Annotated in this window: 12 protein-coding genes; 6 read left to right on the forward strand and 6 right to left on the reverse strand. The window is 64.5% G+C overall.

All coding sequences use genetic code 11. The features are described 5' to 3' along the window. Positions 1-64: 64 nt before the first annotated feature. The 5 genes from AC5ZFO_RS22420 to AC5ZFO_RS22440 form a co-directional block, all read right to left on the reverse strand. The gene (locus tag AC5ZFO_RS22420) at positions 65-1,903 is read right to left on the reverse strand and encodes an AMP-dependent synthetase/ligase (protein WP_282520471.1); all 1,839 of its coding nucleotides are present in this window, start codon (positions 1,901-1,903) and stop codon (positions 65-67) included. A 90-nt stretch (positions 1,904-1,993) separates the two neighbouring features. Further along, positions 1,994-2,782, reverse strand: a complete 789-nt coding sequence (locus AC5ZFO_RS22425; protein ID WP_282520470.1) for an ABC transporter ATP-binding protein — start codon at positions 2,780-2,782, stop codon at positions 1,994-1,996. A gap of 3 nt (positions 2,783-2,785) precedes the next feature. Continuing rightward, positions 2,786-3,544, reverse strand: a complete 759-nt coding sequence (locus AC5ZFO_RS22430; RefSeq protein WP_282520469.1) for an ABC transporter ATP-binding protein — start codon at positions 3,542-3,544, stop codon at positions 2,786-2,788. Next, positions 3,541-4,692, reverse strand: a complete 1,152-nt coding sequence (locus AC5ZFO_RS22435; RefSeq protein ID WP_085398852.1) for a branched-chain amino acid ABC transporter permease — start codon at positions 4,690-4,692, stop codon at positions 3,541-3,543. The genes AC5ZFO_RS22430 and AC5ZFO_RS22435 overlap by 4 nt, the downstream gene beginning before the upstream one ends. A gap of 5 nt (positions 4,693-4,697) precedes the next feature. Continuing rightward, the gene (locus AC5ZFO_RS22440) at positions 4,698-5,573 is read right to left on the reverse strand and encodes a branched-chain amino acid ABC transporter permease (RefSeq protein ID WP_282520468.1); all 876 of its coding nucleotides are present in this window, start codon (positions 5,571-5,573) and stop codon (positions 4,698-4,700) included. A 263-nt stretch (positions 5,574-5,836) separates the two neighbouring features. Here AC5ZFO_RS22440 and AC5ZFO_RS22445 point away from each other — a divergent pair, with 263 nt between their 5' ends. The 5 genes from AC5ZFO_RS22445 (at position 5,837) to AC5ZFO_RS22465 (ending at position 10,781) form a co-directional block, all read left to right on the forward strand. Continuing rightward, positions 5,837-6,586, forward strand: a complete 750-nt coding sequence (locus tag AC5ZFO_RS22445; RefSeq protein ID WP_282520527.1) for an ABC transporter ATP-binding protein — start codon at positions 5,837-5,839, stop codon at positions 6,584-6,586. Beyond that, the gene (locus tag AC5ZFO_RS22450) at positions 6,583-8,109 is read left to right on the forward strand and encodes a permease (RefSeq protein ID WP_496122556.1); all 1,527 of its coding nucleotides are present in this window, start codon (positions 6,583-6,585) and stop codon (positions 8,107-8,109) included. The genes AC5ZFO_RS22445 and AC5ZFO_RS22450 overlap by 4 nt, the downstream gene beginning before the upstream one ends. A 105-nt stretch (positions 8,110-8,214) precedes the next feature. After that, positions 8,215-9,030 carry an MBL fold metallo-hydrolase gene (locus AC5ZFO_RS22455; RefSeq protein ID WP_071916860.1) on the forward strand — a complete coding sequence of 272 codons (816 nt, stop codon included), beginning with the start codon at positions 8,215-8,217 and terminating at the stop codon, positions 9,028-9,030. A gap of 65 nt (positions 9,031-9,095) precedes the next feature. After that, positions 9,096-9,617 carry a hypothetical protein gene (locus AC5ZFO_RS22460; protein ID WP_282520466.1) on the forward strand — a complete coding sequence of 174 codons (522 nt, stop codon included), beginning with the start codon at positions 9,096-9,098 and terminating at the stop codon, positions 9,615-9,617. Positions 9,618-9,728: 111 nt separating this feature from the next. After that, positions 9,729-10,781, forward strand: a complete 1,053-nt coding sequence (locus AC5ZFO_RS22465) for an amidohydrolase family protein (RefSeq protein WP_282520465.1) — start codon at positions 9,729-9,731, stop codon at positions 10,779-10,781. A gap of 80 nt (positions 10,782-10,861) precedes the next feature. Here the strand turns inward: AC5ZFO_RS22465 and AC5ZFO_RS22470 are convergent, their stop codons facing one another. Beyond that, a complete protein-coding gene (locus AC5ZFO_RS22470; protein WP_282520464.1) occupies positions 10,862-11,317 on the reverse strand; it encodes a cupin domain-containing protein in 456 nt (151 codons plus the stop codon). A 239-nt stretch (positions 11,318-11,556) separates the two neighbouring features. On the opposite strand from AC5ZFO_RS22470, the gene AC5ZFO_RS22475 reads away from it, so the two are divergent. Then, complete coding sequence (locus AC5ZFO_RS22475; RefSeq protein ID WP_282520463.1) at positions 11,557-12,111, forward strand: hypothetical protein; 555 nt, start codon at positions 11,557-11,559, stop codon at positions 12,109-12,111. Positions 12,112-12,118: the final 7 nt, after the last annotated feature.

Here is a 12,118-nt window from a genome sequence, read left to right on the forward strand (position 1 = left end):
TGGGCCCGTATGGCGCGAAGGGCGGGGGCCACAGCTCCTTCGCTTTCTCGAACTGGCAGGCTCGTCACGCCACCGCGCGCTGGCGATACATCGTCTCGATCTCGGCGGCGTAGCGCTTGTTCACGAAGCCGCGCTTCAGCTTCATGGTCGGCGTCAGCTCCTCGTCCTCCGGGGTGAGCTGGCGCTCGATCAGGTAAAATCTCTTGATGGTCTCGACGCGGGCGAAATTGCCGTTGACGCCTTCGATCTCGCGCCAGATCAGGTCCTGGATCTCGGCCGCGCGGCACAGGCTCGCATAATTGGTGAAGGGGATGTCGTGGTCCTGGGCGAATTTCTCGACATTCTCCTGGTCGATCATCACGAGGCAGGTCAGATAGGGCCGCTTGTCGCCGATCACCACGGCATCCGAGATGTAGGGCGAGAATTTGAGCTGGTTCTCGATCTCGGACGGCGTGACGTTCTTTCCGCCGGAGGTGATGATGATGTCCTTCATCCGGTCGGTGATGCGGACGAAGCCCTCGTTGTCGATGGTGCCGACGTCGCCGGTGTGCAGCCAGCCGCGTTGGTCGATGGTCTCGGCGGTCTTCTCGGGCTGATTCAGATAGCCCATGAACAGGAAGTCTCCCTTGATCAGGATCTCGCCATCGGGCGACAGCGCGACCTCGCCCCAGGACACGGCGGTGCCGACCGAGCCGAGCTTGATGCGCTCCGCCGGCATCATGGTCGCGACGCCGCAATTCTCGGTCTGGCCATAGACCTCGTGCATGTCGATGCCGAGCGCGAGATACCAGCGGATTAAATCCGGCGCGATCGGTGCCGCACCGGTGAACGCGATGCGGCACCGATCGAGCCCGAGCACGCGGCGGATGTTGCGGAACACCAGCCGATACGCGAGGCGGTTGGCGATCCGAAGCGGAAGCGGCGGCGTCTTTCCCTCGAGCCGGCAATCCGTCATGCGGAGACCGACGCCGATGGCGCGGCGGTAGACCCATTGCTGGAACGGCGTCGCGTCCTTCAGCGCGATCGTGACGGAGGAATAGAACTTCTCCCAGATGCGGGGCACCGCAAAGAAGACGGTCGGCTGCACCTCGCGCAGATTGTCCGGCACCGTCTCCGGGCTCTCGGCGAAATTCATCACCGAGCCGAGTGCGACCGAGATGTAGTAGCCGGCGACCCGCTCGGCCACGTGGCACAGCGGAAGGAAGATCAGCCGGTCTTCGTCCTCCCGCGCCGAGATGAAATCGTTGGCATGCCGCATCTGGTGCGTGACGCTGCGGTTGGCGTGCATCGCGCCCTTGGGCGGACCGGTGGTACCCGAGGTGTAGACCAGCACCGCGAGGTCGCCGGCGCTGCGGCTGTCGATCATCTCCTGCCACAGCGCCTCGCGGCCGACCATGTGGTTGCGGCCGAGCGCACGGAATTCGTCGAGCGACATCACCATGTCGTCGAAGAAGCCGCTGAGGCCCTCCATGTCGAACACGATGATCTTTTGCAGGGACGGACAGCGCGCGCGGCAGGCGAGCACCTTGTCGAGCTGCTCCTCGTCCTCGGCGAAGATCACCTTGGTCCGGGAATCGTTGACCAGGTATTCGACCTGGGACGATGCGTCGGTCGGATAGATTCCAGAGGAAACACCGCCGGCGCACAAAATCCCCATGTCGGCATGAACCCATTCCGGCACGGCATTGGCGATGACGGAGGCGACGTCGCCGGGCAGGAAGCCGGAGGCGTGAAGCGCGTAGGCGATCTCCTTCGAAATCTCCAGCCACTCGCGCCAGCTGGTCGGCTGCCAGATGCCGAATTTCTTCTCGCGGATGGCCGGCCTGTCGCCCCGCGTCTCGGCGGCGCGCAAGAAGCTCTTCGCGATCGTATCAGCGACCGTCAGCACCGCCGGTCGGGCCATACGCGTCTCCTCCTTGTCGCTCTCCCCTCCGCTGCCTGCCTTGCCGGCGGTCTGTCGTTGCGGATGGGCCAATCCATTTAACGCCTTCCTCTAGCGCCAAGTCTTCTTCTTTTTCCAGCGCCGCTCGCCTCGTGCGCCCGCCTCCTTGGCGCCAAGGTAGAATTCCTGGATGTCCTGGGAATGCATCAAGCGATCGCAGGTGTCGTTCATCACGACGCGGCCGATCTCCAGCACGTAGCCGTAATGCGCCGTCTCCAGCGCCACCTTGGCGTTCTGCTCGACCAGCAGGATCGACATGCCCTGCTCCTCATTGACGCGGCGGATGATGGTGAAAATCTCCTTCACCAGCAGCGGCGACAGGCCGAGCGAGGGCTCGTCGAGCAGCAGCAAGGTCGGCCGGTTCATCAGCGCGCGCCCGATCGCGAGCATCTGCTGCTCGCCGCCGGAAAGCTGGCCGGCCGGCTGGCTGATGCGCTCCTTCAGCCGCGGGAAATAGCCGTAGACGCGCTCCAGATCCTCGGCGACGCCATCACGATCCCGGCGTGGATAGGCCCCCATCATCAGGTTCTCGCGCACCGAGAGGAACGGGAACACCTCGCGCCCCTCCGGCACATGGCTGAGGCCGAGCCGCACGATCCGGTCCGCCTCCATGCGCTGGATCGACTTGCCCATGAATTCGATCGTGCCCTTCTGCGGATCCAGAATGCCCGAGATCGTCTTCAGCACCGTGGTCTTGCCGGCGCCGTTGGCGCCGAGCAGGGTGACGATGCGGCCGCGCGGCACCTCCAGCGAGATGCCGCGGATCGCCATGATCGGCCCGTAATAGCTCTCGATGTTGGAGAGTTTCAGGATGATGTCGGGCGCGACGGCGGCGTCCATGCGTCAGGCTCCCAGATACGCGGCGACGACATCGGGATGCTGCTGCACCTCGGCGGGCGAGCCCATCGCCAGCACCCGGCCATAGTTCAGCGCGATGACGCGATCGGAGACGCGGTTGACCAGCGACATGTCGTGTTCGACCATCAGCACGGTGACGCCGAGCTCGCTCTTCATGTCGCGGATCCAGAAAGACATGTCGCCGGTCTCCTCGACATTCAGGCCGGAGGACGGCTCGTCGAGCAGGATCAGTTTCGGCTCCGAGCACAGCGCGCGCGCCAGCTCGATCACCTTGCGCACGCCGTAGGGCAGGCCAGAGATCAGCTTATCGCGATAGGGTTCGAGATCGAGGAACTCGATCACCTGCTCGACCCTGCGGCGATGCACCTTCTCGTTCGCCCGCACGCTCGGCAGGAACAGCAGTTCCTGCCAGAGCTGGGTGGTCGAATGACGGTGGCGGCCGACCAGGAGGTTGGAGAGCACGGTCGCGTTCTCGAACAGCTCGATGTTCTGGAAGGTGCGCGCGATGCCGAGCCTTGCGATGTCGTAGGGTGGCTGCTCGGTGATGTCCTGGTCTTCGAAGAAGATGCGGCCCGTGGTCGGCCGGTAGATCCGCGAGATCAGGTTGAAGATCGAGCTCTTGCCGGCACCGTTCGGCCCGATGATCGAGAGGATCTCGCCCTTCTCGACCGCGAAGGATACCGCATCGACCGCCTTCAGCCCTCCGAAATGCAGCGACAGGTTCTCCGCGCGAAAATAGCTCATCGGTTGCGCTCCGACTTCACGTAGATCTTCTGCCGCTTGAAGGTGGCGCGCTTGTAGAGCGGAAACAGCTGGAAGAAGAGCTTGATCTTGAGCCAGCGGCCGTAGAGCCCGAGCGGCTCGAACAGCACGAACAGTACGATGATGATGCCGTAGATCGCGCCCTTCAGCCCGTTCAGCGAAGCGAAGGCCGCGACTTTCGACTGGATATTGCCCGCAGTCGCCGCGCCCGCCCCGAACGTCGCGGCAATGCCGGCGATGATGCCGGGCAAATCGTCCTTCAGATAGGTCAGGAACGGGTCGATCATCACGATGAAGATCGCGCCCAGCACCGCGCCGTGCAGGCTGAAGGTGCCGCCGATCAGGATCACGATGATGAACTCGATCGAGAGCTGGAGCGTGAACATCTCCGGCGAGATGAAGGAGAGCTTGTGCGCGAACAGCACGCCGGCAAAGCCGGTGATCGCCGCCGAGATCGCAAAGGACTTCACCTTGTACAGCGCAACGTTGACGCCCATGCTGCGCGCCGCGGTCTCGCTGTCGCGGATCGCGACGAAGGCGCGCCCCGTCGGCGAGCGCAGCAGATTGAGCGTGCCGACGATGGTCAACACCAGCACGGCCAGGCAGAGGAAATAGAAGGTCGGGCTGTCGCGCGGGACCGTGACGCCGAGCAGCGACAGAGTCTTGACCCGCATGCCCTCGTTGCCGTTGGTGACGCTCTCCCAGCGCGCCAGGATCTCCTCGACGATCAGGGCAAAGGAGATGGTGGCGATGACGAGGTAGATGCCGGTCAGGCGCAGGGCGGGAAAGCCGACCATCGCGCCGATCAACCCGGTCAGGGCACCGGCAGCGAGGAAATAGACCGGGAACGGCACGTTATATTTCTGCAGATAGGCCGCCGTGTAAGCGCCGATCGCGAGGAACGCGGCGTGGCCGAGCGAAGCTTGTCCGGTAAAACCGGTCAGGATCAGAAGGCCGACGCCAACCGTCGCGTAGATGCAGACGAAGACGAGCTGGCTCATCAGATAGCTGGAGAGCACATAGGGTGCGATCAGCAGCAGCGCGAGCAGGATGCCGTAGGAGACGACATAGCCCGAATGCGGGAACAGCTTGATGTCGTCCTCATAGTCGGTCTTGAACAGGAAGCGCATGGCGTTCAGACCTTCTTGCGGACGTGGAGGCCGAACAGGCCTTCGGGCTTCAGAAGCAGCACGGCCAGCAGCACGATGTAGGGCGCGACATCCTTCCAGCCCTCCGCCAGATAGAAGCCGGCCATGCTCTCGATCACGCCGATCAGGACGCCGCCGACGACTGCGCCGGGGATCGAGCCGAAGCCGCCGAGCACCGCGGCGGGAAACGCCTTGAGGCCGAGCACGAGGCCGACATTGGAATGGATGAAGGTGATCGGCGCCAGCAACACGCCGGCGCAGGTCGCGACGGCCGCGCTGATCGCCCAGACGACCGACACCACGCGCTTGACCGGGATGCCCATGTAATAGGCCGCCAGCATGTTCTCGGAGCTGGCGCGCATCGCGGTGCCGAGCGTGGTCTTGTTGAAGAACAGCCAGAGCAGCGCGCACAGGATCATCGTCGCGGCGATCACCGAGAGCTTGTCGTAGGCCAGCACCAGCGAGCCGACGCGCAGCACGCCGTGGCTGAACGGCGTCTCGATCTTCAAATCGTCGGTGCCCCAGATCATCCCGGCGACCGAGCGCAGGAAATAGCCGAGGCCGATGGTGGCCATGATAATGGAGAATTGCGGATAGCCGAGGATCGGCCGCACCACCACGCGCTCCGCCAGCATGCCGAACAACGCCATGGCAGCCACCGCACCGGCAAAGCCGATCCAGTAGTTCAGTCCCATCATGCCGATGAAGGTGAACGCGAAGAAGCCGCCCAGCATCATCAAATCGCCCTGGGCGAAATTGACGACCTCGGTGGCCTTGTAGACGAGCACGAAGCCGAGCGCGATCAGGCCGTAGACGCAGCCTAGCGCAACACCGCTGACCAGCTGCTGAACGAAATCCAGCATCGCCGCGCTTCCTCCCGATACATCCGGCGGTTCTTCGCGACCGCCTTGCTGCATCTTGTGTCCAGTCGCTACGCGGTCGTTTCGCCGCGTTAGCGCCATTTGTCCCGGCGGCAATTCAGCCTGAACCGTCCAGCGCTGTCAACAAACGGTGACTTGCCATTAGTAGCAACCGGATGGCGGAATTTGTGGGCCGTAGATTCACGGTGCCGAAACATCTTGGGATCATGGTCGCGAGCGATGCAAAACCGGATGGTGGGGCCGTCATGAAGCCGGACAGATCGGCGCTGGAAGTCCTGGGGTTAACGAAGCGTTTTGACCGTCTGGCGGTCGACAGCCTCGATCTCACCATTCACGCCGGCGAATTCTATGCGTTGGTCGGCCCCAACGGCGCCGGCAAGACCACCACTTTGCGCATGGTTGCGGGCCTGTTGCGGCCCGACGCCGGCGCAGTCTCGATCTTCGGCATCGATGCGCTTGCAAATCCCGTCGCCGCCAAGCAGGTGATGGCGTGGGTCTCCGATGAGCCCATGATCTACGACAAGCTGACGCCGCTTGAGTATCTCGAATTCGTCGCCGGGCTCTGGGGCATCGCGCCGTCGGTCTCGGAACCGGTCGCCGAGGGGCTCCTCACCTCGCTCGGGCTCGAGCCGCACCGGCATGAACGCTGCGAAGGCTTTTCCAAGGGCATGCGCCAGAAGGTCGCTCTCGCCGGCGCGCTGGTGCACGATCCCCGCCTCATCATCCTCGACGAACCGCTGACCGGCCTCGACGCCGTCTCCGCCCGCCACGTGAAGGGGCTGCTGAGCGAGCGCGTCCGCGCCGGCTGCACCGTCATCATGACCACGCATATTCTCGAGGTTGCCGAACGCATGGCCGATCGCATCGGCGTGATCGCCTCCGGCCGTCTGGTCGCCGAGGGCACACTGACGGAGCTGCGCCAGCAGAACGGCCATGCCGATACCAGCCTGGAAGATCTCTTCATCGCGCTGGTGACGCTTCCGGAAGCCGCATGAGTTCGGCAACCGCACTGTCCTGGTTTGCCCGCCACGAGCTCCGGCTCGCCTGGCGCGAATGGTTCGCCATGATGACCGGCGGCCGCCGCAAGCGGGCGCGCGCCGCGGTGATCGGCCTGCTGTTCTTCGCGGCACTGCTGCACGTGCCGGCCTGGGCGGTGATCGGCCGCTTCGCCGACCTGCAGCTGCCGCTCGACAAATCCTCGCTGATCGTGATCTCGGCGACGATCTTTCTGGCCTGGACGCTGATGCTGTCGCAGGCGATCGAATCGGTGACACGGGTGTTTTACGCCCGCGCCGATCTCGACCTGATCATGTCCTCGCCCGCGACGCTGGCCAATCTGTTCTCGGTGCGCATCGCCGCGATCGCGCTGGCCGTCACCGCGATGGCGCTACTGTTCTCGACGCCGTTCATCGACGTGCTGGTGATCGGCGGCGGCGCGCGCTGGCTCGCAGCGTTCGGCGTCGTCGTCGCCATGGGCCTCTCCGCCGCGGCGATCGCGATCGCCATCACTATCCTGCTGTTCCGCCTGATCGGCCCGGCGCGCACGCGCTTCGTCGCCCAGGTCCTCGCCGCGATGATCGGCGCCGGCTTCGTGATCGCGCTCCAGGTCGCCGCGATCATGTCCTATGGCACGCTGTCGCGCTTCACCATCCTGACCTCGGGCAGCTTCGCCGCCTACGCGCCCGACGTCGACAGCATCTGGTGGTGGCCGGCGCGGGCGACCATGGGCGACAGCGAGGCGCTGTTGCTGCTCCTGGCGCTCGGGCTCGTGCTGCTCGGCAGCGTGATGGCGGTCTTCTCGCGCCGCTTTGCCGACACCGCGATCGATGCCGCCGCTTACGGCGCCTCCGGCAGCAAGCGCACGAAGCAGCGCCCGTTCCGCGGCGGATCGCGGCAACAGGCGCTGCGGCGCAAGGAATTTTCGCTGCTCTGGCGCGATCCCTGGCTGATCTCGCAGACGCTGATGCAGCTGCTCTATCTGGTGCCGCCGGCGCTGCTGCTCTGGCGCAACTTTGCCGACAACTCCGCGGCGCTGACGCTGATCACACCTGTCATCGTGATGGCGGCGGGACAGCTCGCGGGCGGGCTCGCCTGGTTGACGATCTCGGGCGAGGACGCCCCCGACCTGGTTGCGACCGCGCCGCTGACGCCGTCCAGCGTCATCCGCGCCAAGATCGAGGTGGTGCTGATCGCCATCGCCGCCATCTTCTGCCCGCTGGTCGCAGCACTCACTTTCGCCTCGCCGTTCCAGGCCGCGGTCAGTGCCGGCGCTGTCATCATCAGCGCGGCGTCCGCGACTGCGATCCAGCTCTGGTTCCGGGTGCAGGCCCGGCGCAGCCAATTCCGCCGCCGCCAGACCTCGTCGCGGCTCGCGACCTTCGCCGAAGCCTTCTCCTCGATCGGCTGGGCCGCCAGCGCAGCGCTGCTGCTCGCCCTTCCAATCGCCGGCCTCGTCAGCGGGTTGATCACCGCGGGCCTCGTCGCCATCACCTGGAAGTTCAGCCCAAAGCGCAACTAAAAGCCGGGAGTGAGGCTGCGACACTGACGCGCTGTTGATCGCGGTCTATTGGCCACGCGCTGCATTGCACGCTAGACTTCTTCCGAAGTCATCGGGGACGGATTCATGCGGCGACTGGTTTCAGCGGCTCTGGCGCTGTTCGGCGCATTCCTCTCTCCTGCTCTCGCCCAGCAGCCACCTCAGCGGAGCGAATGCCTGGCGATGGCGAACGCCATGCCCCGCGCAATGCCAGCAGCCTTCCGGCAGGCCGCAGGCTCGGCTGAAGTCCAGATCACCTATGCCGGCCATTCCACCTATTTCATCGACACGCCCGGCGGCCTGCGCATCGCGACCGACTACAGCGGCGCCTACCAGGTCGGACGTCTGCCCGATGTCGTCACCATGAACCGGGCGCACAGCACCCACTACTCTTTATTTCCCGACAAGCGCATTCCCCATGTGCTGCATGGCTGGGGTGAGGACGGCAAGCCGGCCGTCGTGTCGGAGCGCATCGGCGACACCTTCATCCGCAACGTCACGACCGACATCCGGCGCTATTTCGGTGACGATTCCGGCACCGACATGATCCGCGACGGCAACTCGATCTTCATCTTCGAGGTCGCCGGCCTCTGCATCGGCCATCTCGGCCATCTCCACCACAAGCTCGACGAAACGCATTTCGCCCAGATCGGGCGGCTCGACATCGTGATGGTGCCGATCGACGGCACCTACACCATGTCGCTCGACGGCGTCTCCGAGATCACCAAGCGGCTGCGCGCCTCTGTGGTGCTGCCGATGCACCGCTTCGCCACCCCGCTCGACGAGTTCATGCACCTCATCGGCCGGCAGTTCGAGATCGACCGGCGCAGCGAGCGCTCCTTCCGGATGTCGCGGGACGCGCTGCCGACGACGCCGACGGTCATCATCCTCGACGGCGTCTGACGCGCAACTTTCTCCAAGTCGCTTGCCGGTCGGTCGTGCTGATCTCCTCACGACAGGAGATCGACATGACCGACTTTGCCAGACTTTTGCACGCGGACGGACCGAACCCCGAACACGCGGCGGCGCTCCAGCTCTACGGCCGCTTCGTCGGCGACTGGGATGCCGGGATCACCGCTCATGGGCCCGATGGAACCAGGCACACCGCGCCCGGCGAAATCCATTTCGGCTGGGTGCTGGAAGGACGCGCCATTCAGGATGTCTGGATCATTCCCCGTCCCGCGGGTGCGCCGGCGTTTCCGATCGCCGGCAATTGGTATGGCACCACGCTGCGGGTCTACGATCCCTCCATATCCGCGTGGCGGATTTCCTGGTTCGATCCCGGTCGTAGCGTTTTCCGCCAGCAGATCGGCCGTCCGCGCGGAGCTGACATCGTGCAGGAAGGTACGACCGATGCGGGCGACCTGACACGCTGGAGTTTCACGGAGATTACCGATGATTTCTTCCATTGGCTCGGCGAAGTGAGGCCGGCCGATGCCGCCGATTGGCGGCTTGTGGTCGATGTGAGGGCGAAGCGGCGCAAGGGCTAACGACGGCGCCGCCGTGCTCGCGATGACGGGTGCGGTTGCGCAGCACGCGCAGCTGGATGCGAAGACGAGATGCTAGGCTCCCCCCACAAAAAACCAAGGGAGCGAACGCCGATGGCTGCAAGCGGTGCGCCCGCCAACACGAGCGGGCTATTCGTCGAGCCGCGCGAGGACTGGCTCGCGCAATATCAGGAGGAGATCATCGATCCGTTACGGCCGATCGTCGATCCTCATCACCATCTCTGGAATCGCGGGCAGCGCTATCTGATCGAGGAGATGGCGGCCGATATCGCCTCCGGCCACAACATCATCGCCACCGTCTATGTCGACTGCCGTTCGATGTATCGCGCGCACGGGCCCGAGGCATTCCGGCCGGTCGGCGAAGTCGAGTTCGCCAACGGCGTCGCCGCCATGAGCGCAAGCGGCGGCTACGGCACGGCCGCGATCTGCGCCGGCATCGTCAGCCACGTGAACCTGCTGCTGGGCGATGCGGCCAAGGCGGTGCTGGAAGCCGAGATCGCAGCAGGCAACGGCCGCTTCCGCGGCATCAGGCATTCCTCGGCCTGGGACGAGGACCCTGTCGTCGCAGGCATGTATGCCAACCGGCCGAAGGGATTGTTGCAGGATTCAGCCTTCCGCAAGGGCTTTGCCTGCCTTGCGCCGTTGAACCTGAGCTTCGATGCCTGGCTGTTTCACCCGCAGATCGGCGAGCTGACCGAGCTCGCGCGCGCCTTTCCCGACACCAGGATCGTGCTCGACCATTGCGGCGGCCCGGCCGGCGTCGGTCGCTTTGCAGGGCGGCGCGAAGAGGTGTTTCCGCAATGGCGCGCCTCGATCCAGGAGATCGCGACGTGCGAGAACGTCTCGGTGAAACTCGGCGGGCTCGCGATGTGCCTGCTCGGCTATGACTTCCATCTGCGCCCGAAGCCCCCGTCATCCGAAGAGCTTGCCGCGGCCTGGCGGCCCTATGTCGAGACCTGCATCGAGGCGTTCGGCCCTGAGCGAGCGATGTTCGAGAGCAATTTCCCGCCGGACAAGGGCCAGTGCAGCTACCAGGTGATCTTCAATGCCTTCAAGCGTATCGCTGCGCCCCTGAGCGAGGCCGAGAAGACGGCGCTGTTCTCGCAGACGGCGAGCGATGTCTACCGGCTCGAACTGCCGTCATGACGAGAAGAGGGGCTGGGATGTTGGTCTCGGCCCCTCTTCCGTCGTGGCCGCTGGGAAGCGTCCTTGAAAATGCTTGAACTCTAGCCAGCCCCCAACAGCGAGGCGGGGCGGCGCTCGCCGGTGGAGACGAACATCCGCTTGAGCTTGTTGACGGCGCGGATCAGGAATCCGATCATCACGGGATTGGTCTTGCGGCAGAAGGCGATCTTCTTGACGTGGCCTTCGACGTGCCATTTGGCATGCGCGCCGTCGCGGAAGAAAATGACGTCGCCCGGGCCGTAGCGCTTCGGCGGCATGCCGTCGCTTTCGAGCACGATCGATCCTTCCATGATCATGATCGTCTCGTCGATGTCGTAGTACCAGTTGAAGCGCCCTTCGGTGCAGTGCCAGATGATGGTCGAGGCAGTGCCGTCGGCGCTGGTCGACAGGATGTGCGAGCGCGACACCGGATTGCCTTCGATGATCCAGGACGGCTCGATCGGCCGCAGCTCCAGATCCACGTTGCAACTACTGATTTCAATCAATGACGGCGACATCTGCTTCCCCAGGGAATAAAATATGTATGGCCGGGTCTGGGCCCGGATTGTTTCCAAAGATGTCGGAACGCTAGTAGCCGGTTTTTAATTCTTTCTTACGCAGGCGCCGACAATCAGCCGCAAGTTGCAGGTGCGAAGAGGTTAACGTCGGGATTTGCCTGCAAATTCGCGCACATGAACCCATCTTTTCCGGGGTGCGACAAAGTGCGCGAAAGTGACCAGCGAAGGAGCCCGCACCGATGCCCCTCACCCCGGAGGTTCTGACAGCCCAAGGCGAAGTCGTCGCCTGGCTCGGCAGCCTCGATGTTTCCTTCGCAACCGAAGAGGAGCACTGGTTCACCATCGACGGCGTCGAATACCCCCGGCAGATCGGCAGTGACAGCTGCGGCGGCACCTTCGTGCTGCTGCCGTCGCGGAATGTGCTCTACGTCTCATCGGAGGGCCGCGCTGGAATTATCGCCGGTACGTTCGAGGCGTTGGTGCAGCTCGTTGTTGCCCGCCCCTACTGGCTGGACATCCTCAAATTCTCCGCCGGCGGCGATCTCACGGAGATGCGGCGCGCGGCGGATGCGCTGGAGGCGACACTCGACCAGGAGGACGACGTCAACGAAGCTCGCGAGGAAATTCGCGGCGGCCTCGACCTGCCCGAGGCGGACGATCCCATCGGTGCGCTTTACGAGGCGGTCGCCACGTCCGACGCCATCGTACGGGCCACCGACGGCAGCCCGTTCACGACGCTGTTCAACCGCTTCAGCATCGACAACAACCCGATGCTGCGCAACGCGGCGGCGTGAGAGAACG

The sequence above is a fragment of the Bradyrhizobium sp. Unk1 genome (assembly GCF_059512345.1).